The 23,759-nt window shown below is 71.6% G+C and carries 22 protein-coding genes and 1 tRNA gene; 15 read left to right on the top strand and 8 right to left on the bottom strand.

The genetic code is table 11. The features are described 5' to 3' along the window. The first annotated feature begins 83 nt into the window (after positions 1-83). From AB0N63_RS02855 to AB0N63_RS02825, 7 genes are all read left to right on the top strand, one after another. Positions 84-428, top strand: coding sequence for a YbaB/EbfC family nucleoid-associated protein (locus AB0N63_RS02855; RefSeq protein WP_365523189.1), 345 nt, complete (start codon positions 84-86; stop codon positions 426-428). A 109-nt stretch (positions 429-537) separates the two neighbouring features. Continuing rightward, positions 538-1,137 (top strand): recombination mediator RecR, encoded by a 600-nt coding sequence (gene recR / locus AB0N63_RS02850; RefSeq protein WP_365523186.1) that lies wholly within the window; start codon positions 538-540, stop codon positions 1,135-1,137. Beyond that, positions 1,130-1,795: a DUF5063 domain-containing protein gene (locus tag AB0N63_RS02845; protein ID WP_365523183.1), complete on the top strand. Its 666-nt coding sequence runs from the start codon at positions 1,130-1,132 to the stop codon at positions 1,793-1,795. Before recR ends, AB0N63_RS02845 begins: the two co-directional genes overlap by 8 nt. A gap of 241 nt (positions 1,796-2,036) precedes the next feature. Further along, on the top strand, positions 2,037-3,314 hold the full coding sequence (locus AB0N63_RS02840) for an aspartate kinase (protein WP_009189795.1): 1,278 nt from the start codon (positions 2,037-2,039) through the stop codon (positions 3,312-3,314). A gap of 25 nt (positions 3,315-3,339) precedes the next feature. Further along, positions 3,340-4,392, top strand: coding sequence for an aspartate-semialdehyde dehydrogenase (locus AB0N63_RS02835; protein WP_365523180.1), 1,053 nt, complete (start codon positions 3,340-3,342; stop codon positions 4,390-4,392). A 653-nt stretch (positions 4,393-5,045) separates the two neighbouring features. Further along, complete coding sequence (locus AB0N63_RS02830; RefSeq protein ID WP_365523797.1) at positions 5,046-5,645, top strand: SigE family RNA polymerase sigma factor; 600 nt, start codon at positions 5,046-5,048, stop codon at positions 5,643-5,645. Further along, the gene (locus tag AB0N63_RS02825; protein ID WP_365523178.1) at positions 5,642-6,865 is read left to right on the top strand and encodes a hypothetical protein; all 1,224 of its coding nucleotides are present in this window, start codon (positions 5,642-5,644) and stop codon (positions 6,863-6,865) included. The genes AB0N63_RS02830 and AB0N63_RS02825 overlap by 4 nt, the downstream gene beginning before the upstream one ends. 157 nt (positions 6,866-7,022) lie before the next feature. Here AB0N63_RS02825 and AB0N63_RS02820 read toward each other — a convergent pair whose 3' ends face one another. Continuing rightward, a complete protein-coding gene (locus AB0N63_RS02820) occupies positions 7,023-7,808 on the bottom strand; it encodes an SURF1 family protein (RefSeq protein WP_365523175.1) in 786 nt (261 codons plus the stop codon). 169 nt (positions 7,809-7,977) lie between these two features. Here AB0N63_RS02820 and AB0N63_RS02815 point away from each other — a divergent pair, with 169 nt between their 5' ends. Next, the gene (locus AB0N63_RS02815; RefSeq protein ID WP_365523172.1) at positions 7,978-9,834 is read left to right on the top strand and encodes a prolyl oligopeptidase family serine peptidase; all 1,857 of its coding nucleotides are present in this window, start codon (positions 7,978-7,980) and stop codon (positions 9,832-9,834) included. A 299-nt stretch (positions 9,835-10,133) separates the two neighbouring features. Here AB0N63_RS02815 and AB0N63_RS02810 read toward each other — a convergent pair whose 3' ends face one another. Further along, positions 10,134-12,185, bottom strand: a complete 2,052-nt coding sequence (locus tag AB0N63_RS02810) for an NAD-binding protein (protein ID WP_365523171.1) — start codon at positions 12,183-12,185, stop codon at positions 10,134-10,136. A gap of 194 nt (positions 12,186-12,379) precedes the next feature. On the opposite strand from AB0N63_RS02810, the gene AB0N63_RS02805 reads away from it, so the two are divergent. Together AB0N63_RS02805 and AB0N63_RS02800 are read left to right on the top strand one after the other, a co-directional pair. Beyond that, a complete protein-coding gene (locus tag AB0N63_RS02805) occupies positions 12,380-13,372 on the top strand; it encodes a permease (RefSeq protein WP_365523169.1) in 993 nt (330 codons plus the stop codon). Further along, positions 13,369-14,190: a TIGR03943 family protein gene (locus tag AB0N63_RS02800; RefSeq protein WP_365523166.1), complete on the top strand. Its 822-nt coding sequence runs from the start codon at positions 13,369-13,371 to the stop codon at positions 14,188-14,190. Before AB0N63_RS02805 ends, AB0N63_RS02800 begins: the two co-directional genes overlap by 4 nt. Before the next feature lie 165 nt (positions 14,191-14,355). Here AB0N63_RS02800 and AB0N63_RS02795 read toward each other — a convergent pair whose 3' ends face one another. Together AB0N63_RS02795 and AB0N63_RS02790 are read right to left on the bottom strand one after the other, a co-directional pair. Next, positions 14,356-14,559: a cold-shock protein gene (locus AB0N63_RS02795; protein WP_164583839.1), complete on the bottom strand. Its 204-nt coding sequence runs from the start codon at positions 14,557-14,559 to the stop codon at positions 14,356-14,358. 377 nt (positions 14,560-14,936) lie between these two features. Continuing rightward, positions 14,937-15,320, bottom strand: coding sequence for a hypothetical protein (locus AB0N63_RS02790; RefSeq protein WP_365523163.1), 384 nt, complete (start codon positions 15,318-15,320; stop codon positions 14,937-14,939). 357 nt (positions 15,321-15,677) lie between these two features. Here AB0N63_RS02790 and AB0N63_RS02785 point away from each other — a divergent pair, with 357 nt between their 5' ends. The 4 genes from AB0N63_RS02785 (at position 15,678) to AB0N63_RS02770 (ending at position 20,244) form a co-directional block, all read left to right on the top strand. After that, positions 15,678-16,280 (top strand): hypothetical protein, encoded by a 603-nt coding sequence (locus AB0N63_RS02785; RefSeq protein ID WP_365523160.1) that lies wholly within the window; start codon positions 15,678-15,680, stop codon positions 16,278-16,280. Between the two features lie 1,037 nt (positions 16,281-17,317). Beyond that, positions 17,318-17,782, top strand: a complete 465-nt coding sequence (locus AB0N63_RS02780) for a hypothetical protein (RefSeq protein ID WP_365523157.1) — start codon at positions 17,318-17,320, stop codon at positions 17,780-17,782. Between the two features lie 9 nt (positions 17,783-17,791). Further along, entirely contained in the window at positions 17,792-19,630 is a 1,839-nt protein-coding gene (locus AB0N63_RS02775; protein WP_365523155.1) for an alpha/beta hydrolase, read from the top strand. 116 nt (positions 19,631-19,746) lie between these two features. Further along, the gene (locus tag AB0N63_RS02770) at positions 19,747-20,244 is read left to right on the top strand and encodes a hypothetical protein (RefSeq protein WP_365523794.1); all 498 of its coding nucleotides are present in this window, start codon (positions 19,747-19,749) and stop codon (positions 20,242-20,244) included. A gap of 362 nt (positions 20,245-20,606) precedes the next feature. On the opposite strand, the gene AB0N63_RS02765 is transcribed toward AB0N63_RS02770, so the two are convergent. The 4 genes from AB0N63_RS02765 to AB0N63_RS02750 all read right to left on the bottom strand — a co-directional run bounded on the left by AB0N63_RS02765 (position 20,607) and on the right by AB0N63_RS02750 (position 23,061). Then, entirely contained in the window at positions 20,607-20,738 is a 132-nt protein-coding gene (locus tag AB0N63_RS02765) for a hypothetical protein (RefSeq protein ID WP_365523152.1), read from the bottom strand. Positions 20,739-20,887: 149 nt separating this feature from the next. Beyond that, positions 20,888-20,961: transfer RNA gene (locus tag AB0N63_RS02760), tRNA-Pro, on the bottom strand. 33 nt (positions 20,962-20,994) lie between these two features. Then, on the bottom strand, positions 20,995-21,777 hold the full coding sequence (locus tag AB0N63_RS02755; protein WP_365523150.1) for a Pr6Pr family membrane protein: 783 nt from the start codon (positions 21,775-21,777) through the stop codon (positions 20,995-20,997). Positions 21,778-22,134: 357 nt separating this feature from the next. Further along, on the bottom strand, positions 22,135-23,061 hold the full coding sequence (locus AB0N63_RS02750; RefSeq protein ID WP_365523148.1) for a metallophosphoesterase: 927 nt from the start codon (positions 23,059-23,061) through the stop codon (positions 22,135-22,137). A 135-nt stretch (positions 23,062-23,196) separates the two neighbouring features. Here AB0N63_RS02750 and AB0N63_RS02745 point away from each other — a divergent pair, with 135 nt between their 5' ends. Further along, positions 23,197-23,661 (top strand): GatB/YqeY domain-containing protein, encoded by a 465-nt coding sequence (locus AB0N63_RS02745; protein ID WP_365523145.1) that lies wholly within the window; start codon positions 23,197-23,199, stop codon positions 23,659-23,661. The last annotated feature ends 98 nt before the right edge of the window (positions 23,662-23,759 follow it).

Raw genomic sequence — 23,759 nt, 5'->3', positions numbered from 1 at the left:
TGTCCGGACCACGTAGGCTCGTGCCAGCGGGGAATCCTCCGGACGGCCCCCGCGCAGACGCCGTACGAAAGCAGGAGCCGATCGTGATTCCCGGTGGTGGCCAGCCCAACATGCAGCAGCTGCTCCAGCAGGCCCAGAAGATGCAGCAGGACCTGGCGCGGGCCCAGGAGGAACTGGCGCGGACGGAGGTCGACGGACAGGCGGGCGGCGGCCTGGTGAAGGCCACCGTCACCGGCGCCGGCGAGCTGCGCGCCCTGAAGATCGACCCGAAGGCGGTCGACCCCGAGGACACCGAGACCCTCGCCGACCTGATCGTCGCAGCGGTCCAGGCGGCCAACGAGAACGCCCAGACCCTCCAGCAGCAGAAGCTCGGCCCGCTCGCCCAGGGCCTCGGCGGCGGCAGCGGCATCCCCGGGCTGCCTTTCTAGGGCGCCCGCGGACCACTACCGTACGGAGCACGAAGCACCGGCACGGGGCCCGAAGGCACCGTACGGACCGACTACCGAAACGACGACACGCAGGAAGGACGGCGACCCGGTGTACGAAGGCGTGGTCCAGGACCTCATCGACGAGCTGGGGCGGCTGCCCGGCGTCGGTCCCAAGAGCGCGCAGCGGATCGCCTTCCACATCCTCCAGGCGGAACCGACGGACGTGCGGCGTCTCGCCCAGGCCCTGATGGAGGTCAAGGCGAAGGTCCGCTTCTGCGCGGTCTGCGGCAACGTCGCGCAGGAGGAGCTGTGCGGCATCTGCCGCGACAGCCGCCGCGACCCGTCCGTCATCTGCGTGGTGGAGGAGCCCAAGGACGTCGTCGCCGTCGAGCGCACCCGTGAGTTCCGCGGCCGCTACCACGTGCTCGGCGGCGCGATCAGCCCCATCGAGGGCGTCGGCCCGGACGACCTGCGCATCCGCGAGCTGCTGGCGCGGCTCGCGGACGGCACGGTCACCGAGCTGATCCTGGCCACCGACCCGAACCTGGAGGGCGAGGCCACGGCGACGTACCTCGCCCGCATGATCAAACCCATGGGCCTGAAGGTCACCCGCCTGGCCAGCGGCCTCCCGGTGGGTGGCGACCTGGAGTACGCGGACGAGGTGACCCTCGGCCGCGCCTTCGAGGGGAGACGACTCCTAGATGTCTGACGCCACGCTGCACGCGACGAGCCAGAATCCGGACGACTTCGCGGTCCAGATCGCCGACCAGATCGAGAGCTTCCTGGTCGCGGTGACGGAGGTCGCCAAGGGCGACGAGCCCGACTCGGCGGTGCCCTTCCTGCTGCTGGAGGTCTCCCAGCTGCTGCTGGCCGGCGGGCGGCTGGGCGCGCACGAGGACATCGTCCCCGACGAGCGCTACGAGCCCGACCCCGGCCCGGAGCAGGACGTGGACGTCCTCCGCGAGAACCTCGCCCGGCTGCTGGAGCCGATCGACGTCTACTCCGAGGTCTTCGACCCCTACGAGCCGCGCCGCGCCCCGGTGCCCGCCCGGATCTCCGACGACCTCGCCGACGTCGTCGCCGACCTGCGCCACGGCATGGTCCACTACCGCGCCGGCCGCACCACGGAGGCCCTGTGGTGGTGGCAGTTCTCCTACTTCTCCAACTGGGGCGGGACCGCGTCGGCGGCCCTGCGCGCCCTCCAGTCCCTGGTCGCCCACGTCCGCCTCAATCAGCCGCTGGCGGAGCTGGACGGCCTGGACACCGACCAGGGCATGGGCGACGAGACCCTGGAGTTCGAGGCCGGCCAGGTGATGGCGCAGGAGATCGCGGGACCGCTGGGACTGCACGGGACGTCCGCGTCCTGACCGGCGCGCGGCGCCGCCGTGCGGCCTGCCCGGCGCCCCGCGCCGCGTGCGCAAGCGCTGTGACCCCGCCCACGTTCCGAGTGGTGTACCGCCCCGTGGGCATGAGCCGTCCTGGTGATCGGACGTCCGGCATCTCACGATGCGACATCGCGAAGGGGCGATTTCGGACGCTCGATAGACTGAGCCGACCGCACCCGCACATGCGTAAGTGCGATACACACGGACTGAGCGAGGAGCGCACGTGGGCCTTGTCGTGCAGAAGTACGGAGGCTCCTCCGTAGCCGATGCCGAGGGCATCAAGCGCGTCGCCAAGCGGATCGTGGAAGCGAAGAAGAACGGCAACGATGTTGTCGTCGTCGTTTCCGCGATGGGCGACACGACGGACGAGCTGATCGATCTCGCCGAGCAGGTATCCCCGATGCCTGCCGGGCGCGAGCTCGACATGCTGCTGACCGCCGGAGAGCGGATCTCCATGGCCCTGCTGGCCATGGCGATCAAGAACCTGGGGCACAAGGCCCAGTCGTTCACCGGCAGCCAGGCAGGTGTCATCACCGACTCGGTCCACAACAAAGCCCGGATCATCGATGTCACGCCGGGCCGCATCCGGACCGCGCTGGACGAGGGCAACATCGCCATCGTGGCCGGTTTCCAGGGCGTCAGCCAGGACAAGAAGGACATCACCACGCTGGGGCGCGGCGGCTCCGACACCACCGCCGTGGCGCTCGCCGCCGCCCTCGACGCCGAGGTGTGCGAGATCTACACCGACGTGGACGGCGTGTTCACCGCCGACCCGCGGGTGGTGAAGAAGGCGAAGAAGATCGACTGGATCTCCTTCGAGGACATGCTGGAGCTCGCCGCCTCGGGCTCCAAGGTGCTGCTCCACCGCTGCGTGGAGTACGCCCGGCGGTACAACATCCCGATCCACGTGCGCTCGTCCTTCAGCGGGCTTCAGGGCACCTGGGTCAGCAGCGAGCCGATCGAGCAAGGGGACAAGCAGGTGGAGCAGGCCATCATCTCCGGTGTCGCGCACGACACCTCCGAGGCCAAGATCACGGTCGTCGGCGTCCCCGACAAGCCGGGTGAGGCCGCCTCCATCTTCCGCACGATCGCCGATGCCGAGATCAACATCGACATGGTCGTGCAGAACGTCTCCGCCGCCTCCACCGGCCTGACGGACATCTCCTTCACGCTGCCCAAGGCCGAGGGCCGCAAGGCCATCGACGCGCTGGAGAAGAACCGTTCCGGTATCGGCTTCGACTCCCTGCGCTACGACGACCAGATCGGCAAGATCTCGCTGGTCGGCGCCGGCATGAAGACCAACCCGGGCGTCACGGCCGACTTCTTCACCGCGCTTTCCGACGCGGGCGTGAACATCGAGCTGATCTCCACCTCCGAGATCCGTATCTCGGTGGTCACCCGCAAGGACGACGTCGCCGAGGCCGTCCGCGCCGTGCACACCGCCTTCGGTCTCGACTCCGAGAGCGACGAGGCCGTCGTCTACGGCGGCACCGGGCGATGACGCCGCGGCGCGGGTGCGGGGCGCGATGACCGGCCGACCGACGCTCGCGGTCGTGGGCGCGACCGGGACCGTCGGCACGGTACTGCTCCGGATCCTGTCCCAGCGCGCGGACGTCTGGGGCGAGATCCGCCTGCTCGCCTCCCCGCGCTCGGCCGGCCGCAAGCTGGCCGTGCGCGGGGAGCAGGTCGAGGTCGTGGCGCTCAGCGAGGAGGCGCTGGACGGGGTGGACATCGCCCTGTTCGACGTCCCCGACGAGGTCGCCGCCCGCTGGGCGCCCATCGCGGTCGCCAAGGGCGCGGTCGTCGTGGACAGCTCCGGCGCCTTCCGCGCCGACCCCGAGGTGCCGCTCGTGGTGCCCGAGGTCAACGCCCACGCGGCGCGGCGCCGGCCGCGCGGCATCGTCTCCAGCCCCGGCTGCACCACGCTCACCATGATCGTGGCCTTGGGCGCGCTGCACGCCGAGTTCGGCCTGCGCGAGCTGGTCGTCTCCTCGTACCAGGCGGTGAGCGGCGCGGGCCAGGCGGGCGTGGCGGCGCTGCGCCGGCAGCTGTCCCTGGTCGCCGGCACCGAGCTGGGCACCGCCCCCGGCGACGTACGGCGCGCGGTGGGCGACGACACCGGCCCCTTCGCGGACCCGGTGGCGCTGAACGTCGTGCCGTGGGCCGGTTCGCCGCGCGAGGAGGGCTGGTCCTCGCAGGAGCTGGACGTGCGCGAGGAGACCCGCAAGGTCCTCGGCCTGCCCCGGCTGCCGGTCGCGGTGACCTGCGTCCGCGTCCCCGTGATCACCGCCCACTCGCTCACCGTGCACGCCCGCTTCGAGGACGAGGTGACGGTGGACCGCACCCACGAGATCCTCGCCACGGCCCCCGGCGTGGTCCTGTGCGACGACCCGGCGGCGGGCGAGTTCCCCACGCCCGCGGACGTGGTCGGCACCGACCCCACCTGGGTGGGCCGGGTCCGCCGCGCCCTGGACGACCCCACGGCCCTGGACCTCTTCCTCTGCGCCGACAACCTCCGCAAGGGCGCGGCCCTGAACGCCACCCAGATCGCGGAACTGGTGGCGACGGAACGGGACTGAGCGGGGCGCCCCGGTGCGCCCGGCGGGCCGCCCCGCTTCTCCGGGCGCGGCCCGCGCGCACGCCGCCCCTCCGGATGCGGCCGGGGCGCAGGGTGCCGATCGTGCACCACCGCGAGGTCCGGCGCGTTGGCGCGTACGGCCCGCCGCCTCCGCCGCCCCGCGTCCCGGGGCCGAAAGCCCCTGGCCAACGGGCCGTTCCTTTGTAGGATCTTCGTAAGTGCATGTGGTCTGGCCAATGGTTCGCCACCACTTGAACCGTGCTGCCTCGGCGTCCGAAGATTTCCTTCCCCGCCCTCCGCAACCACGCGGACGGCGGGGAGCGTCTTTGGGGACGCCCTCCGGGGGGCGTGGGGACGCCGAGGGGCGCGGGGGCGCCCTGTCAGTCGACGACACAGGGGAAGAGCGGGACGCATGAGGGCATGTGGGGCACCGTCCGAGGTGCCGCCCGGCGCGGGGACGTGGCCGGCCGCGCCGCCCGGCGCGAAAGTGACGCCCGGCACGTACAACCCCCGAGGGGGTGCGCGTGTCCAACTGGCGTGGCAGAGGTACTCGACTTGTCCCCCAGGCTCTTCGAGCCGGGGGTGCCCCCGGCGGCGACCGGCGGCGCCGTTCTGCGGCCGCCCCGCACGCCGCTCGGGCCGCGCGTGCCCCGCATGCCCGGCCCGGCCGGCGGCATGCCGGTGATCGCCCCCATGCCCGCCGCGCGGCCCGCCCGCATACCCAGCCAGCGTGACGGCGCCGCGGAGGAGACCGCCGCGGCCGGCACCACCGTCGACCACCTCACCGAGACCTACCGCGCCCACTACCGCAGCCTGCTCGGCCTGGCGGCGCTGCTCCTGGACGACACCGCCTCCTGCGAGGACGTCGTGCAGGAGGCGTTCATCCGCGTCCATTCCGCCCGTCGGCGCGTCCGCGATCCCGAGAAGACCCTCGCCTACCTCCGCCAGACGGTCGTCAACCTCTCCCGCTCGGCCCTGCGCCGCCGCATCCTCGGCCTCAAGCTGCTGTCCAAGCCGATGCCGGACATGGCCAGCGCCGAGGAGGGCGCCTACGACCAGCTGGAGCGCGACTCCCTGATCCAGGCGATGAAGGGCCTCCAGCGCCGCCAGCGCGAGGTGCTGGTGCTGCGCTATTTCGCGGACATGACCGAGGCCCAGGTCGCCGAGACCCTCGGCATATCGCTCGGCTCCGTCAAGGCGTACGGCTCGCGCGGCATCGCGGCGCTCCGGATCGCCATGGGGGCGCGGACATGAACGAGCACGCCGAGGACCGCGACGCGCACGAACGCCACGGACACGACGCGCGGGAGCGCCGCGACTCGTCCGGGCGCCGCGAGCCGTTCACGCCGCACGAGCCGACACGTCCGCCGGAACGACCGAACACGCCACCGCACGCTGGGAACGGAACCGTGAAGCACAGCCCCGACGAACAGGGCCCCGCCGGGCTCGACTCGGACGAGCTGGACCTGCGCAGGATGCTGCACCGGGCGGTCGAGGACGTCGAACCGCGCGACGGCGCGCTGGACCACCTGCGGCGCGCGGTCCCGGCGCGGCGGGCCCGCAAACGGCAGGCCGCGGTCGGCATGGCCGCCGCCGCCCTGTTCCTCGGCACCGCCGTCCCCGCCCTGGTGCACGTCTCGGGCGCCACCGGCTCCGACGCCGACCCGGCCATCGCCGGCCAGGCCTCGCAGGCCCAGGGCGGCACCGGCCAGGGCAAGAGCCGCACCGACGCGCCGAGCACCGCCGGCGGCGCCTACGGCCGGACCCCGGGCCCGGGCGCGAGCGGCCGCAAGGACGACCCCACCCACGGCGGCAGCACCGCCCCCGGCGCAGGCTCCACCGCCGGTACGACCGGCCCGTCGGCCTCAGCCGACGCCGGCGCCCCCGTCTGCACGCCCACCCAGCTCGGCTCGGCCACCGGCTCGGCCGGCGCCCCCGACTCGGCCGGCGTCGTCTACGGCACCTTCCACGTCACCAACGTCTCCGCCGGCAGCTGCACCGTCGGAGGCCCGGGCGCGGTGACCGCGCTCGCCCAGGGCACGGCCGACGCCTCGAAGATCCATGTCGTCCAGCACACCGCCGGCGATCCGGCGACCGGGCTGCCCGCCCCCGCCCCCGAGGCCTCCGCCCTGGTGCTCGCACCGGGAGCGGCGTACGAGGTGAAGTTCGCCTGGGTGCCCTCCGAGACCTGTCCCACCGGCGGCAGCGGCGGCGGCACCGGCTCCGGCGGCACCGAGACCGGCGGCCCCTCGCCGGACCCGTCGCCCAGCCAGGGCGCGAGCGCGACCGACGGCACCACCACGGGCACGGACCCCGGCGCCACCACCCAGCTCGTCACCAGGGACGGCGGCACGGACGCCGGCAGCGTCGTGGTCTCCCACACCCCGGACGGCGGCGCGCCCACGGCGACGGCCACGGTCCCGCACGCCTGCGCGGGCACGGTCTACCGCACGGAGGTCCTGCCGGCGCCGTAGACCCCACGGCGGCCTCACCGGGACCTCGGCGGCACCGGGGGCCGGACAGCCGGCACGGGGGCGGGGAGGCAGCACGGGAGCCGGACAGGCGGCACGGAGGCCGACCCCGCCGACGCGGGGATGCGGTGGTCCTGGAGCGGGGTGGTCCGCCGTCGCCTCAGACGGCGGCCGGCGACTGCTCCTCCTGCGGGGCGAGCCCCAGCTCGGCGTCCCGCACGGCCTCCACCTCACGCCGCACCAGCCGGAACCACATGAAGACCACGAACCCGGCGAAGACGAACCACTCACCGGTGTACCCGAGGTTCTGGAACGCCTTCAGGTCCAGCCCGGAACCCTCCGGGGCCTTCGCCGGGACCGGCTTCATCCCGGAGTCCGCCGTGTTGAGCGTCACCCACGCGTCGTACACCTGATACGGCACCAGGTTGACGAGCGAGGCCGCGCTGATGGCGCCGGTCTGTCCGGCCGGCAGCCCGCCCTGAGCGCTGACGCCGTTGTCGCCGGGCGTCTCGGAGGCCTGGAGCGCACCGGTCACCGTCACCTCGCCGGCGGGGGGCGCCGGGGCCTTCGCCGCGTCCGCCGTCCCCGGCAGCCAGCCGCGTACGACCGGCAGCGCCTTGCCGGAACCGGTCCGCAGCAGCGTCAGCACGTAATAACCGCGCTTGCCGTCCAGCTCCCGGCCGGGCACCAGCAGCTGCTTGCCGTAGCGGCCGGTCGCGGTGGTCTGCATGCCGGAGGTCCGCTTGTCGACGGGCAGCAGCCCGTCCAGCGGACGCGGCGCCTCCGTCCGGTACGAGGCGGCCTGCTTCGTCGCGGTCCGGTGCTCGTCCACCCGCGCGTCGAACCGGCTCAGCTGCCACGACCCCATGAACACGCAGAAGGGGATGGCCAGCAGCGCGAAGACGTTGATGCCCCACCAGCGAGGCGTCAGCAGAAACCGGTACACACCCCCACGGTACGGCCCCGCCGCAGGCCCTCCGGCCGCGGGGTGCGAGTTTTCCACAGGCGACCGGGCGCGGCCGGGTTGTCCACAGGCGGCTTCCCCCGGCCGGGGGTTGTCCACAGGTTGGGGAGCGGGGCGGCGCGTCGCCGGTCCGGCCAGGCACTATGGGGCCATGACTGAGAGCAACGGGGCCGGTTCCGTGGACCGGCCGAGTCCGCGGGGACCGATCGAGGACATGCCGGACTGGGAGAAGCGCTTCAGGGCGCCAAGGGTGTCGCTGCCCGACTGGGCCGAGGACGCCCCGGACCGCTCCCTGTTCGTGTCCAACGCGACCGGGACGTACGAGCTGTACGCCTGGGACCGGGCCACGGGCGGGCAACGCCAGGTCACGAACCGGCCGAACGGCACGACGGACGGCGTGCTCTCCCCGGACGGCGAATGGATCTGGTGGTTCGACGACAAGGACGGCGACGAGTTCGGCATCTGGCGCCGCCAGCCGTTCGCCGGCGGCCCCGACGACCCGGCCGTACCGGGCCTCGCCCCGTCCTACCCGGCGGGACTGGCCCTCGGCCGCGACGGGCGCACGGCGGTGGTGGGCCGCTCCACGGACGAGGACGGCACCACGATCCACCTCGCGCGCCTGGGCGCGGGCGAGGAGCCGGCGGAGACGGTGGAGATCTACCGCCACCGCGAGTCGGCAGGCGTCGGCGACCTCTCCCACGACGGCACGCTGATCGCCGTGGAGCACACCGAGCACGGCGACGCGATGCACTCCGCACTGCGCGTGCTGCGCCCCGACGGCGTCACGGTGGCCGAGCTGGACGACACCAAGGGCGGCACGGTCGAGCTGGGCCTCGAGGTGCTCGGCTTCGCCCCGGTCGCCGGGGACACCCGGCTGCTCGTCGGCCACCAGCGGCGCGGCCGCTGGGAACCGCTGGTGTGGGACGTGGCGACGGGCGAGGAGACCGACCTCGCGCTGGACCTGCCCGGCGACGTGAGCGCGGAGTGGTACCCGGACGGCTCCGGACTGCTCGTCGTGCACAGCTTCGAGGCCCGCAGCGAGCTGTTCCGCTACGACCCGGCGACCCGTGCCCTCACCCGGATCGACACCCCGCCGGGCACGGTGTCCGGGGCGACGGCCCGCCCGGACGGCAGCGTGGAGTACCTGTGGTCCTCGGCGGCCGAACCGCCGGCGGTCCGCTCGACGAACGGCGGCGTGGTCCTGGACCCGCCCGGCATGAAGTGCCCCCGCTCGGTGGCGGTGCACGACGTGTGGGTGGACGGCCCCGGCGGCCGCATCCACGCCCTGGTCCAGAAGCCCGAGGGCGCCACGGGCCCGCTGCCGACGGTCTTCGACATCCACGGCGGCCCGACCTGGCACGACAGCGACTCCTTCGCCGCGGGCCCGGCCGCCTGGGTCGACCACGGCTACGCGGTGGTCCGCGTCAACTACCGCGGCTCCACGGGCTACGGCCGGGAATGGACGGACGCGCTCAAGCACCGGGTCGGCCTGATCGAGCTGGAGGACATCGCGGCGGTCCGCGACTGGGCGATCACCTCGGGCCTCGCGGACCCCGACCGGCTGATCCTCACCGGCGGCTCCTGGGGCGGCTACCTCACCCTGCTCGGCCTCGGCACCCAGCCGGACGCGTGGACGGTCGGCATCGCCGCGGTCCCGGTCGCTGACTACGTCACGGCGTACCACGACGAGATGGAGGCCCTGAAGGCCCTGGACCGCACCCTCCTCGGCGGCACCCCGGAGGAGGTCCCGGAACGCTTCGAGGCGTCCTCCCCGCTCACCTACGTCGACCAGGTCAAGGCCCCGGTCTACATCTCGGCCGGCGTCAACGACCCCCGCTGCCCCATCCGCCAGATCGACAACTACGTCAAACGCCTCGAATCCCGAGGAGCCACCCACGAGGTCTACCGCTACGAAGCGGGCCACGGCTCCCTGGTGATCGACGAACGCATCAAACAGGTCCGCCAGGAACTGGCCTTCGCCCAGCACCACGTGAGCACAACGCGGTAAGCCCCCTCGCCTGCCGCAGCCTCTGGTGGGGGCGCAGAGGGCGAAGCCCCCGTCAGGGGTTCCAAGGGCGGAGCCCTGACGGGGGTCGAGAAGCGGGGCACCACCAGAGCTGAACGACAGACGGCTTCCTCCGGGGCGGAGCCCCACAGGGGTTCCAGGGGGCGGAGCCCCTGACCGGGTCGAAGGGGCGGAGCCCCTTCCGAGGACGGGGACGGGTGAGGGCGGCGGGGGCGAGAGTCCAAGAACCCAGGACCCGCACCCCACCCGCCCCCACAGCCACCCCCACCACCGGCTACGCCCTACCCCTCCACCCGCCCCCGCCGCCCCAGCAACTCCGCCAACCCCCGCCGGGTCGCGGCCAGCACCACCCGGTCCTCCTTGCGCAGCACATACGTCTCAGGCGGATTCCACACCGGCCCGGCCCCAGACCCACTCCCACCCCCAGACCCACTCCCACCCCCAGACCCACTCCCACCCCCAGAGCCACTCCCACCCCCAGAGCCACTCCCACCCCCAGAGCCAGCTCCGACACCGGAGTCCACCCCCGCCCCGCCGTTCCCGGCCCCCCGCCCCACAACCCCCGTATCCAGCGCCAACACCCTCCAGTACCCCGCCCGAAACGCCTCCGCCACCGTCCGCCCCTCCAACTGAGGATGCCCCTCCACCTCCACCGAAGCGAACAGCAACACCCGCCGCTCCACCGGAATCGCCCCCAGGATCTGCCGTCCGAACATCGCTCCCGCGAACGCCGGCGCGGCCAGATGCGACACGCTCCGACTCCGTGTCAACGCCCGAGGATGCGCCGCCCGCAACGTCCGGTACACCGCCGTGGCGAAGTCGTCGTCGTACAACCGCAGCACCACCCGCAGATCCGGCCGCACGGACCGCGCATACAGCACGGCCTCCAGATTCGTCGTGTCCGAACTCGTCACCGCCAGCAACGCGTCCGCCCGCTGAATCTTCGCCGCCTCCAGCACCCCCTCCTGCGTCACATCTCCCAGCACCACCGGCACCCGCAACCGCCGCGCCGTGGCCAGCCCCCGCGCCTCGGGTCCCGACTCCACGCACACCACCGGAATCCCCAGCTCCCGCAACCGCGTCAGCACCCGCGTCCCGATCTTCCCCAGCCCCAGCAGCACCACATGCCCGCCGAGCCCCCGCGGCGGCCGCCGCAACGCGGACGCCGACCGGAACGTACCCAGCGCCTCCAGCACCGCCGCCAACAGCACCGGCAGCAGCAACAACCCCACCAACCCCGACAACAACTGAAGAATCTGCCGCCCCAACGACTCACCCAGCGCGGGATCGTCGATCGCGAACAGATCCAGCAGCGTCAGGTACAGCGCCCCCAGCGGCCGCACCCCCGTCACCACCCACAAGGCCACCGCCAGCGCGAACACACACCCCACCAGCCCCGCCAGCGACCACCGCAACCGACGCGAGAACAAGGAGTTGAGCGAGGACACGACCCCCGCCCCGCGCCCGGACGCCATCGGCGGCCCGGCGTAGGAAACCTGCTCCAGCACCACCGTCCCGCGCCCGGTGGCCGCCCGCACCGCCGCCTCGTCCGGCAGCAGCCGCGGCCGCTGCTCGCCGCTGTCCTCGGAGCCGTCCGCCCCGGCGGGATCGCTGCTCGTCGCGGACAGCAGCGCCAGCGTGCACAGCCCGGGGTCGGCGACCTGTCCGGGCGCGGGCGGCGGCCGTTCGACGGCGCGCAGCAGCAGTCCGTCGGTCTGCACGACCTTGCTGGTGCCGGCGACCGCGCTCGCGACCAGCGCGGGTGCGGCCGTGTCGGCGTCGGACAGCACGGTCGTGGACGCGTCACCGGCCGGCGACGCGCCACCGCCCCCGGTGGCCAGGGCGGCTGCCTGATCGAGGAGTTCCTCGATATGAAGCCCCAACCGCCGGTTGTACAACCGCAGGACGAGCCGCAGCCGCGGGTTGAGCCGGCGGGCGGTGAGCGCGGCACGGATGTTGGTCTCGTCGTCCTCGTACACGAGCGCCAGCGCGGTCGCCCGCTCCACCCCCGCCTCGGCGAGCACGGCCTCGGTCAGCTCACCGGCCTCCAGCACCCGACCGTCGCCACGAGAGGGACCACCGCCACCGCCTGCATCCCCGTCACCGCCACCACCTCCCCCGTTGCCGCTCCCGTTCCCGGTGCCGCCGGCGCGTCCCACGGCCGCGCTGACCACCCGGTCCAGCAGCGCGGTCGCCGTACGGGCCCGGCCGACGACCGGCGGCCGTACCCCGCGCTCGGCGGGCGGGACGACCAGCGTGACCTGCTCGCCGTACACACCGCGCAGCTCGGCGGCCAGCCGGTGCGCGAGCCCGTCGTCCCCGCACACCACCATGTGCGCGCCCGGCCCGCCCGGCGCACCACTCTGATTCGGAACGCTCCCCACGAGAAAGAGGACTGCCCCACCGTGACGGGTGGTTCCAGATCCACCGCCCCGCCTCCCGGCCGGCGCCGCTGAACGCCCGCTCCCACCCGGCCGTATCCGAGGGGAGGACCGCCCCCGCCCCGAACTCCGGAGGGACCGCACCCGTGGCCGACAGCCGACCAGCCGCCGCCCCGCCCCGCAGCGACGGCTGGCACCTCACCTCGCCCGTCGCCCTGACCCTGCTGCTGCTCGTCATGGTGGTGGCGCAGGGCCCGCTGCGCGGGGCGCTGTCCGCGCCGGTGATGCAGAGCTGGACGACGGTGTTCGTGGCGGTGGTGGTGCAGGCGCTGCCGTTCCTGGTGCTCGGTGTGCTGCTGTCGGCGGCGCTCGCGGTGTTCGTCCCGCCGTCCTTCTTCGCCCGCGCGCTCCCGTCCCGCCCGGCCCTGGCCGTCCCCGTCGCCGGGCTGGCGGGCGCGGTGCTCCCGGGCTGCGAGTGCGCCTCCGTACCGGTGGCCGGCGCGCTGGTGCGGCGCGGCGTCACCCCGGCCGCGGCGCTGGCGTTCCTGCTCTCCGCGCCCGCGATCAACCCGATCGTGCTGACGGCCACCGCCGTCGCCTTCCCCCGCGACCCGGAGATGGTCCTCGCCCGGTTCGCCGCGAGCCTGCTGGTGGCGTGCGCGATGGGCTGGCTGTGGCAGCGCCCGGGCCGCGCCGACCGGCTGCGCCCGTCCGCCCGCGCCCATGACGACGGCCTGAGCAGGGGAGCGGCGTTCTGGGGTTCGGTACGGCACGACGTCATGCACGCCGGCGGCTTCCTGGTGGTGGGAGCGATGGCCGCCGCGACGCTGAAGGCGCTCGCCCCGGCGAGCTGGCTGCGCACGGCGGCCGGGAATCCGCTGGTCGCGGTGCTCGCGCTCGCCGCGCTGGCGGTGCTGCTGTCGATCTGCTCGGAGGCGGACGCGTTCGTCGCGGCGTCGCTGTCGCAGTTCTCGCTCACGGCCCGGCTGGTGTTCCTGGTGGTCGGCCCGATGATCGACCTGAAGCTGTTCGCCCTCCAGGCGGGCGCCTTCGGCCGGGGCTTCGCCCTGCGCTTCGCCCCCACCACGCTCGTCCTGGCCGTACTGGGATCGGTGCTGACCGGGGCGGTGCTGCTGTGAACCGGCAGGCGCAGGCGGCCGTGCTGTTCCTGGTCGGCGGCGCCCTGCTGCACGCGGGCGCCACCGACCTGTACCTGCGCTACGTCAAGGCGGGCCTGCGCCCGCTGCTGCTGGTGTCGGGCGCGGTACTGGTCGTGACGGCGCTGATGACGGTGTGGCCGGACCACAGACGAGCCGGCGGGAACGCGGCTCACGACGACGAGGCCACGCCCCCGGAAAAGCCCCCCGTGAGCCCCGGAGACGCGGCCCCGGAGCGGGCACACGCCACCCACGGGGACGCGGCCTCACCCCCTGGAGAGGCCCACACCCACCGCGAACCCCGCGTCGCCTGGCTCCTGCTCCTCCCCCTCTTCGCCCTGATCCTCATCGCCCCGCCCGCCCTCGGCTCGTACACCGCCGTACGCTCCGGCACCGCGCTCCAGCCGCCGTACGGCTACGCGTCCCTCCCGCCCGGCGACCCGCTCAGCCTGAGCGTCGTCGACTACGCGACCCGCGCGATCTACGACCACGGCCGCACTCTCGCCGGGCGGCGCGTCCAGGTCACGGGTTTCGTCGCGCTGGACGGCGACGGCACGCCGTACCTCGTCCGCATGGCGCTGAACTGCTGCGCGGCCGACGCCCAGCCGGTCAAGATCGCCCTGACCGGCCGGGTCCCCCCGGTGCTGGAACCGGACACCTGGCTGCGGGTGACCGGCGTCTACACGGCCCGCCGCAGCAGGGACCCGGTGAACGACGGCCCGATCCCGTACCTGGAGGTGACGGCGGCGCAGCCGGTGCCGGCACCTGCGGACCCGTACGACGAGAGCTGGAACCAGTGAGAACCCGGCGAAGAGGGCCCGCAACTCACCCCGCGGACGCCCGGAGAACGCCCGCAGAGCACCCGGAGAACGCCCGGGAGAACGCAAAGACCCGGGTCGGGCCTCACCAGGAGGCCCGCCCGGGCCGATGGGAACGCCGCCGTCGCAGGCGTCCGGAGGATCAGATCACGCGGGGGTGATGTTCTCCGCCTGCGGGCCCTTCTGGCCCTGCGTGACGTCGAAGTTCACCCGCTGGCCTTCCTGAAGCTCACGGAAGCCCTGCGCGGCGATGTTGGAGTAGTGGGCGAAGACGTCGGGGCCGCCGCCGTCCTGCTGGATGAAGCCGAAGCCCTTTTCCGAGTTGAACCACTTCACGGTACCGGTGGCCATGTTTTTCTCCTCTACGGGTCACTTGGCGCGCCACTCCGTGTGGAGCGCCCGTTGCTGAACGACCCATCCGGAACAGGCCGGAAAACAAAAAGGTGCACCGGTCACGTACACCAGGCGCACACTGAAGCTTTGTGGGTACCAAACTGCAACTACGTCAAAGCTAGCACGGATCCCGGCGAAGTGTCGTTTCGGCCGAAACCGTCGGAAACCGGCCACCAAGGCCGATCATGGCCGCCCACCACCCTGGGCGGCGGCCAGGACCTTCCCGCCCCCGGGCCCGCAACGGACTGACGAGCCCGATCCGACGGCGGAAAGCCCCTGGCCGCACCCCTGCTCACCGAGTCACCGAGTCACTGGTCCGAGTAGTCGATGTCTCGTCACTGGTCCGAGTAGCCGATGTCCCCGATCGTCCAGGCGCTGACGTCCTTCAGCGCCACGCGGTACATGCCGCCCGTGTCGGGGATGCCGAAGCTGCCCTGGAGGATGCGGGCGACGTGGAAGTGCAGATGGGTGGGCCGGCCCCGGGGAGGTGATGACTCCCCCTCGTCGCCGGGACCGGATCCGGCGAACGCGGCCGAGAAGGGGCGCAGGTCCTCGGAGTCCCGCAGGACCTCCGCCACGCGCTGCTTCCACATGGCCTCGGGGGCCAGCCGCCCGGTGATCACGGCTCCGGGGATCACCACGGTCAGGGACATTCGACTGCTGTGCTGCGACTCCACCATCGCGGCGATGTCGACGAGGAGTTCGTCAGGGTACGACATGCCTGATGAGCGTAGTAGGGCGCGCCGCGCCGCGCAGGGAGGTGTGGCGCGAAAGACGCACCGAACACGTCACGGTGACCAACCGAGCGCGTACGGTGACGGTCTCGCTTCCGGCCTCTGGCGCCCACGGGCGGGCGCACCTCCGGCCTCTGGCGCCCACGGGCGGGCGCACCTCCGGCCTCTGGTGCCCGCGGGCGGGTGCAGCCCGCCACCGGGGCCGACACTCCACGCACGGGACGTCAGAGCCGCCGCCGTTGACCGGCTGCTGGTCACGATTGAGCGACGACAGCTCAGGCGCGCAACCGCACAGAACCTTCACGAGTCCGGCACTTGTCAGACACAGAGTGAGGGGACTTCATGAGCCACCGGCAGCAGTACCCGCAGCAGCCCGACCCGCAGCAGGGCTGGGGCGCGCAGTCGCCGCAGCAGGCGAAGAAGAAGGGCAAGGGCAAGGTGGCGGGACTCGGCTGCCTCGGCGTCGTCGTCCTGATCGGCATCGCCGCCGCCGTCTCGGGTGGTGGCGGGGACTCCGGCAAGTCCGACGGCTCCAAGGCGGACGCCTCCGCCTCGCAACGGGAGAAGCCCGCCGCCGGCACCAAGACCGACACCAAGAGCAAGGCCGGCGACGCCAAGGACGACACTGAGAAGGGCAGCGACAAGAAGACGGTGGTCTTCAAGGTGTGGGGCACCGCGCCCCCTGGCGCCCTCGGCCCGCTGGACATCACCTACGGCTCCGACAGCGACAACCGCAAGGGCAAGTTCGCCAACGGCAAGTTCGAGGCCACCCTCCCGCTGGAGGAGGAGGCCATGTACTACAACGCGATGGCGCAGCTCCAGGGCTCCGGCGACGTCAACTGCTCGGTGACGGTCGGCGGCAAGACCAAGAAGGGGCATGCTTCGGGCGACTACAACATCTGCGACGCCCAACTCAGCTCGGGTCTCCTGGGCGGCTGGGACTGACAGAGGCCGCCTCGGCCGCAGGTCTCGGCCGCCCATCACGACGACCCATGCCGACTGTGTCGTCGTATCGGGTCAGCGGTCGAAGCATCCGCCCCCCCGGCACCGACACCGTGGCCTGCATCAAGTCCCGCTCACCGGCTCGGTGGTGGGCATGTCCATGCTTGTGCGGTGCCGCAGCGGCACGGAACCGGCACCCGCCCGCAGCGGTCCTGGAAGCCTCACCCGGCGCTCCGGCTGCCGCGGCAGCCGGAGACGCCCGCACGACCGACGCGATCCGTCAGACTGGCCGACCTCGTACTGACCCACCTCCGATGCCGGGGTCGGCCAGGAGCCGGGACGCCGCCCCCCGGTGGGTCGTCCGCGCTCATGCCCGGCGGCGCATCATGCGGTGAGACGCGCAAGCAGAAACAGGTGAGGACCCAGGAACGTACCTAGGTCCTCACCTGCTGTTACGGCTGTCGGGGTGGCGGGATTTGAACCCACGACCTCTTCGTCCCGAAGGAGGTCCGGGCGGGATCGACACAGAATGTCTGCTGTTTTTCCTGTTCAGGGCGTTGGGGTGCGGCGGTCTCGGACGGTCTCGAAGGGGCTTGGGGAGTGACTTGGCTCCCAGATTGGCTCCCAGCGGGACCTCAGCCAGCGACTGCTGAGTCCGCCCTTCGATTCGTGTCCACGGAGGCCGATCGCCGCGTGTGGAGGCGCCCCGCTGCGCCATACCTAAGTGGCCCAGCGTTCCGCAGGAGGCACGAACCGCGCGACACACGGCGCAACGAACCGCTCCGGGACCGATGGAGCTGTCGTACTCCTCGAAGCCGCGATCACGATTGCCGTCGTCGCCCGCAGGCGTCGGAGACCACAGCATCACTCCCAACGCCCCTGGCTGCCGTCTGAGTACGTGTACTCAGACGAGCTGGCGGCCGATACGGATGGGTCACTCAACGCAGCACTACTACGGTGCCTCTTGATCACCGCAGTGTTGCGATTGAGCGTTCAAAGGATCTCGGCGACGTACGGCGAGACACGGGGAGGGGCCACGCATGGCGTGGGACGAGTGGGAGCAGCTCAAGGCCGCAGCGGCCGAACGACACTCCACACGGATGCAGCTCAACCATCTGCCTGGCAACCGGAACGGCACGACTTCCAGCGGTACGGGCGCTTCCGGCAGACTCCGGTCCGACAAGAAGGCGTGGTCTACGGCCGGCCAGGGCGTGGGGGATCTGCGGGACAACATCGGCATGGCGCTGACGAAGCTGGAGCACGACACGACAGGGCTCGGCCAGGGCTTCGCCTGTTCAACCGCGGCAGCCCAGAAGAGCGTGTACGACTCCTGGGAACGCCGCGTGAAGGACATCAGCGAGCTGTGCAACGGTCTCGCCGGCGTGCTGGAAAAAGTGGGGAATGACCAGCTGAAGACCGACGAGTCCATCAAGGCCGAGATCGCTGGGCTGAAGGTCCACTCCGAAGACACGTCCGCCGGTGGTGGCGCGGGCAAGGGCCGGTGATCCGGACGCATGGACCTCGAAAAGCTTCAGGCCATCACCCCCTCCGAGTACGCGGACGCAGCGGACGGATACCGCGCGATCAGTGACATGGCCGACGCAGCCAAGGACCGCATCGACAAGCAGATCACCAAGGCCATGCAGCAGGCCAACAAGGGCGAGGCGGCGAACGCGGCGCAGAAGCAGTTGGCCAAGCTTTCGCAGAACTTCCACTACACCCAGGTCGAGTGCGGCCTGATCAGCGGAGCACTCACCGGTTTCTCGTCCGAGATCGCCGCCCCGCGTCGCCGCCTGCTCGAGGCACTCGGCGACGCGAAGGCGCTGGCGTACACCATCAACGCAAACGGCAGTGTCACATACCCCGCCGGTGGCGAGAACGAAATGACCGGAGAGAAGATCGCCGGCGGAACGGTCACCGGGTTCAACGGCATCTACAGCCGCGGACCCGGCCCGGACATGACCGGCTTGCGCAGCGCCAACCCGAACCGCGCGAAGGCCCAGGACATCGCCGACCGCATCGCCCACGCGGTGCAGGAAGCCACGGAGATCGACGACCGCTACAGCAAGGCACTGGAAAAACTCAAGGCCGCACCGGGGCTGACCGTTGACACCAAGACGTGGACGGATGTGGCCGCCGATGCCGACGCGGTGAGTTCGGCCGCGAGCGAGTACATCAAGGACCACATTCCGCTGGACAAGTCGCCTGCCGAGTGCAAGAAGTGGTGGGACAGCCTCAGCGATGAGCAGCGCGACGAGTACAAGCGGGCCTTTCCGGAGATCGTCGGCAACCTGGACGGCATTCCGTCCGATGTCCGGGACGAGGTGAATCGCGAGAATCTTGATGTTCTGATCGGCAAGCTCTCCGGTGAGCACGGTGAAAGGGCAAGGATTCAGCTGGACGCTCTCAAGAGCATCCAGCAGCAGCTGAAGGACAATGCCGCGAAGCAACTGGTGGACCCCAAAGAGCCGCCCATGTATCTGTTGGGGGTCGGCGACGAGGGACTTGGTCGTGCCATCGTCGCGTTCGGGAACCCCGACAAGTCCAAGAACGTTTCGGCGTATGTTCCCGGTCTCGGTACCGCCCTGGACGCCGGCTTCGCGGGGGGCGATGTGAAGCGCGCCTATGACACTGCGGTCGACGCCCGGGATATCGATCCGTCCAGCGCATCCATTGTGTGGCTGGGCTATGACCCACCGCAGCTCGACGCTCCCCTTGACCCTGTCACCTTGGTGTCCGACACGGATGTCATGTCCGCACATGACGCGGAGAAGGGCGCACCCGCGTACAACTCGTTCATGGGCGGACTCGCCGCGACGAACGATCACAAGGGCCTGCACCTGGTCGCCATCGGGCACTCCTACGGTTCCCGCCTCGTGGGCGCGGCAACGCAGGAGCCAGGGGGGATACCCGGAGCCGATGACATCATCCTTGTCGGGAGCCCCGGCACCGGCGTCAACCACGCGGCTGATCTTGGGGTCGGAAAGGACCATGTGTTCGTGGGCGCGGCCGAGAACGACCCCGTCAGCCACCTGCCGTCGAAGAAGGAGGCCGTGGCCGGCACCGTCGGCTTCTTCAGCGGTGGTCCGGCCGGTGCGTACCTCCTCGGGGACCTCGCGGACCAGGGCGATGATGACCTCTGGTTCGGTAAGGACCCGGCCAGCGAGGCGTTTGGTGCCAGACGCTTCAAGGTGTCGGACGGCCCGGTGCCGGTGCTCGACGGGCAGGGGATGACTCCGGCGCATTCCAACTACTTCAACCCGGCCAGGGACAAGGACCCTGTATCCGCTGCCAACATCGCGGCCATCGTCGCGGACCGTCCTGACCTCGTTACATGGGACACATACCGATGAAGACTCGTGCTGTGGCCCTCGCGGCGTCAACTCTCGTCCTTTCCGGTTGCGGCCTCGTCGGGGGCAGCGGAATCGAGGGCGGGAAGTCCGACGCGTCGAAGGAGACGAACGTGAACATGCAGGAAGCGGCCGATCACGCAGAGGGGATCATCGACGGGACCCTCAAGGCGATCAATCCGTCGGTCGAGGTCATGCGGGGGCCGTCGAGTGACTCCAAATGCACCGACTCCAAGAACGACGGCACCGGTACCGGTTCGGTGAGCCGTCGACGTTATGTGATGACGATCATCTCGGACGAGCGACGTGGCAGCTTTCTCGGAGTCGTCGAGCGTTACTGGACGAAGCAGGGTTACAAAATCACGTCGGTGCGAAGCAGTACCGACATGCCGGCGATCTTCGCGAGCGCGCCGGACGGCTTCGAGGTCAGCCTGGAGTTCGGGTACAAGGGGCAGGCCGGTTTCCACGTGACCTCTCCGTGTGTCGACGAGTCAAAGGTCACCGAGGCGCCCAGGAAGCCCCTTGACCCGAACTCTCCGGAATCCAAGGGGCTCCCCTATGTTCACTCCGATTTCTGGTCGGCGCATACCCCGATCTCCTCAGCCTCGCCGAAATGATCGCTGTCGAACCCGGCTATGTGTGAGGCAGAAGCCGTAATGAGAAGTCGGGCGGCGGGTCAGTTCGGCTTCGGAGTTGTTGCGGACGTCGAGCCGGAGCAGCCTGGCCCGCCTCGACTGCGCGCTGTCTGACTGACGGGCCAGGCGCCGGCGCGCCCAAGCCGGTCCGCGTCACGGACTTTCAGCGCCTTTGTGGTGCTCACATCACTGCGACTGGGGCGGTGCGGGCGGTGGGTCGCCACACTCACGCGCCAGCGCCGCGGCCCCGGCCCGTACGTCCGCGGCGTGGTCCTCGGCGGTGCAGCGGGAGGAGCCGTCACCGAGGGCGTGGGCGAGCCTGTGCAGCAACCCGGTCCGACGGTTCAGGTGGGCAGACGGCCATCGGGTGTGTAGAGCCGTTCCGGTACTGGGTTGTCGTTGAGCAGTCCCTCCGCGACCAGCAGCCTGTCCACCCCCTCGATCCAAGCCGTGGGGATGGCTTGGAAGGGGCGCACACAGCGCACATCCATCTCGACCACAGAGTTCCACTGGCTGAAGCCACCCGGGAGCCACGTTCCGGAGTCGGCTCCCAGAACAACCCCCAGAAACCACTCAGGGGCCCGACCCGCTAAGCGGATCAGGCCCCTGACCTGGTATTTCACTGTCGGGGTGGCGGGATTTGAACCCACGACCTCTTCGTCCCGAACGAAGCGCGCTGCCAAGCTGCGCTACACCCCGATGTCGCTGCTCGTTGCGGCGACGACGTTTACTTTAGCCCACCGGGGGCCGGAGACGAAATCCGGTTTTGGAGCGGTGGCGGACCGGGTTCGGGCGGGCCTGGTCGGCGGCGATCAGGAGGAGGGCGAGGGCGTAGCAGGAGAGGCCCACGAGGAGGGCGTTGCCCAGAACGTGTTTGTAGCCGTGCCGGACGACGTCCAGGAACGGGTAGAGGTAGCGGTCGCTCGCCGTCGGGGACAGGAGCGCCCCTCGGGTCAGGGAGAAGGCCAGGTAGGCCAGCGGGTAGAGCAGCCACGGAGCGGCCTGCCGCAGGTGCAGGCGGGCCGGGGCGGTCAGCAGGAGCCAGTCCAGGAGGGCGCCCGCCGGGATCGCCGTGTGGAGGAGACGACCGGCCGTCGACTGCCACAGGGGGTGCGTGCCCGGGTTGCCCGTGATCGAGAACGGTGGGGTGTTCCCCGCGAGCAGCAGGTGGTCGACCAGGGCGGCGAGGGTGACGTACAGCACGGTCGCCCCCGTCACGGACGCCGGTAGCGGGCGGCGCGCGGTCCAGGCCCTGCGGGCCGAGGCGGTGAGGACCAGGGCGAGGAGGATGTTCGCCTGGATCGCGAAGTGGCTGAGCACGTGAAGCGGGGGGCCGGTCAGCAGTTCCGCGACCACCGCGGCCGTGGCCGCCCCGGCGACCAGGAGGCGGTACGCCGCCGCCCAGGGGCGGCGGAACGGCGTGACCACGGCCGCCGCCGGGACGACGGAGGGCGGCATCAGGGCGCTGATCCCCGGGATCGCCGGCAGGCCCGGTATGTCCCGGAGGAACGGCATCGGCGCCGAGGGTGGGGTGGCGGTGGCTGCCCGGACGGGGGCCTCCTCGGCCCCCGGTGCCGGGTTCTCCGGCGCCAGGCCCTTCGAGGCCGGGTACTCCGGGGCCGTGGGCGCCGTCTCCGCCGGGAACTCGGAGGACGGGGCACTCCGTGCGGGGGAGGGGGCTGCTGCCGGGGATATCGGCCCAGGTGGGGACGAGGCAGGGTGCGGCGCGGCGGTCATGCCCTCACGGTAGGAAGAGTGGGCATAACGGGCGATTCGGGTGGGCTGTCCGGGTGACGTGCGGCGCCTGGGCACGTCTCACTGCGCCCACCAGGGGCGGGACCCCCGCCGGGTTGCTCCCGCCCCTCCGGTGGGTTACTCCCGCCCCACCAGCGTCAGCAGCGTCGCCTCCGGGGGGCAGGCGAAGCGGACCGGCGTGTAGCGGTTGGTGCCGCAGCCCGCGGAGACGTGCAGGTAGGAGGTGCGGCCCTCCGACGTGTGGGTGGACAGGCCCTTCACCCGGTCGGTGTCGAGGTCGCAGTTGGTGACCAGCGCGCCGTAGAACGGGACGCAGAGCTGGCCGCCGTGGGTGTGGCCGGCCAGGATCAGGGGGTAGCCGTCGGCCGCGAAGGAGTCCAGGACGCGCAGGTACGGGGCGTGGACCACGCCCAGCGAGAGGTCCGCCGAGCCGGACGGGCCGCCGGCCACCTTCCCGTACCGGTCCCGCTTGATGTGCGGGTCGTCCAGGCCGGTCAGCTCCACCGAGGCGCCCTCGATCTTCAGGGTGCCGCGGGTGTTCGTCAGGTTGAGCCAGCCCGCGGCGTCGAAACCGTCGCGCAGGTCCTCCCACGGGTTGTGGATCGCGCCGACCGCGGGCTTGTTGCCGTTCAGGCCGTGCCGGCCGCTCGCCTTCTCCAGCAGGTAGCGGGCCGGGTTGCGCAGCTTGGGGCCGTAGTAGTCGTTGGACCCGAAGACGTACGCGCCCGGGAACTCCATCAGCGGGCCGAGCGCGTCCAGCGTCTCCGGCACGCCCTCCGGGTCCGAGAGGTTGTCGCCCGTGTTGATCACGAAGTCGGGACGCAGCCCGGCCAGCGAGCGCAGCCAGCGCTGTTTCTTGCGCTGGCCGCCGACCATGTGGATGTCGGAGACCTGCAGGACGCGCAGGGGGCGCATACCCGAGGGCAGGACCGGGACCGTCACCCGCCGCAGGCGGAAGGAGCGGACCTCGAAGCCCGCCGAGTAGAGAAGACCGGCGGTGGCGACCGCCGTGATGCCCAGGGGAACTCCGTATCGCGCGCGCATGCGTCCATCGTCTCAGGAGCGTGTCGCATGGCGGAAACCGCCCGCGGGGGCGGGGACATGGGCACGGGGAACCATTCGGCGGAGGCACGTAAATGGGTGCGCGGCGGCGCCGTCGCACCTGCGACAATCGGAGCCATGACCACGCTCAAGTCGAAGCTGCAGGATGACCTCAACGCCGCGATCAAGGAGCGCGACGAGCTGCGCTCCGCGACCCTCCGGCTGACGCTCGCCGCCATCACCAAGGAGGAGGTCGCGGGCAAGGAGAAGCGCGAGCTGTCCGACGACGAGGTCCTCAAGGTGATCACCAAGGAGGCCAAGAAGCGCCGTGAGGCGGCCGAGGCCTTCGCGCAGGGTGGTCGTGCGGAGTCGGCCGAGCGGGAGAAGGCGGAGGGCGAGGTGCTCGCCGCGTACCTGCCCAAGCAGCTGTCCGACGACGAGCTGAACGCCATCGTCGCCCAGGCCGTCGAGGAGGCCAGGGCGGCCGGCGCCGAGGGGCCGCGGGCCATGGGCGCGGTCATGAAGATCGTGAACCCGAAGGTGGCCGGGCAGGCGGAGGGCGGCCGCGTGGCCGCCGTGGTGAAGAAGCTGCTGGCCGGCTGACGCGACAGCGGTACGACGCCTGTCGCCTCCGGCGCACCGCGGGGCGTCGGTGGTCTCCGGCCCGTCGGAGGTGCGCCTGTCGTCCCGGCTCACCGCGG

Origin of the sequence: Streptomyces sp. NPDC093260 (assembly GCF_040683715.1) — a bacterium.
Classification (GTDB): Bacteria; Actinomycetota; Actinomycetes; order Streptomycetales; family Streptomycetaceae; genus Streptomyces; species Streptomyces sennicomposti.
Note: the sequence above shows the minus strand (reverse complement) of the source record. Positions and strands in the feature narration are given on the sequence as shown.

Excerpts from the sequence above, each read along its gene's own strand:
- AB0N63_RS02845 (WP_365523183.1), top strand. The coding sequence starts at position 1,130 with ATGTCTGACGCCACGCTGCACGCGACGAGCCAGAATCCGGACGACTTC.
- AB0N63_RS02835 (WP_365523180.1), top strand. The coding sequence starts at position 3,340 with ATGACCGGCCGACCGACGCTCGCGGTCGTGGGCGCGACCGGGACCGTC.
- AB0N63_RS02830 (WP_365523797.1), top strand. The coding sequence starts at position 5,046 with ATGCCCGGCCCGGCCGGCGGCATGCCGGTGATCGCCCCCATGCCCGCC.
- AB0N63_RS02825 (WP_365523178.1), top strand. The coding sequence starts at position 5,642 with ATGAACGAGCACGCCGAGGACCGCGACGCGCACGAACGCCACGGACAC.
- AB0N63_RS02815 (WP_365523172.1), top strand. The coding sequence starts at position 7,978 with ATGACTGAGAGCAACGGGGCCGGTTCCGTGGACCGGCCGAGTCCGCGG.
- AB0N63_RS02810 (WP_365523171.1), bottom strand. The coding sequence starts at position 12,185 with ATGGTGGTGTGCGGGGACGACGGGCTCGCGCACCGGCTGGCCGCCGAG.
- AB0N63_RS02795 (WP_164583839.1), bottom strand. The coding sequence starts at position 14,559 with ATGGCCACCGGTACCGTGAAGTGGTTCAACTCGGAAAAGGGCTTCGGC.
- AB0N63_RS02790 (WP_365523163.1), bottom strand. The coding sequence starts at position 15,320 with ATGTCGTACCCTGACGAACTCCTCGTCGACATCGCCGCGATGGTGGAG.
- AB0N63_RS02785 (WP_365523160.1), top strand. The coding sequence starts at position 15,678 with ATGAGCCACCGGCAGCAGTACCCGCAGCAGCCCGACCCGCAGCAGGGC.
- AB0N63_RS02780 (WP_365523157.1), top strand. The coding sequence starts at position 17,318 with ATGGCGTGGGACGAGTGGGAGCAGCTCAAGGCCGCAGCGGCCGAACGA.
- AB0N63_RS02775 (WP_365523155.1), top strand. The coding sequence starts at position 17,792 with ATGGACCTCGAAAAGCTTCAGGCCATCACCCCCTCCGAGTACGCGGAC.
- AB0N63_RS02770 (WP_365523794.1), top strand. The coding sequence starts at position 19,747 with ATGCAGGAAGCGGCCGATCACGCAGAGGGGATCATCGACGGGACCCTC.
- AB0N63_RS02755 (WP_365523150.1), bottom strand. The coding sequence starts at position 21,777 with ATGCCGTTCCTCCGGGACATACCGGGCCTGCCGGCGATCCCGGGGATC.
- AB0N63_RS02750 (WP_365523148.1), bottom strand. The coding sequence starts at position 23,061 with ATGCGCGCGCGATACGGAGTTCCCCTGGGCATCACGGCGGTCGCCACC.
- AB0N63_RS02745 (WP_365523145.1), top strand. The coding sequence starts at position 23,197 with ATGACCACGCTCAAGTCGAAGCTGCAGGATGACCTCAACGCCGCGATC.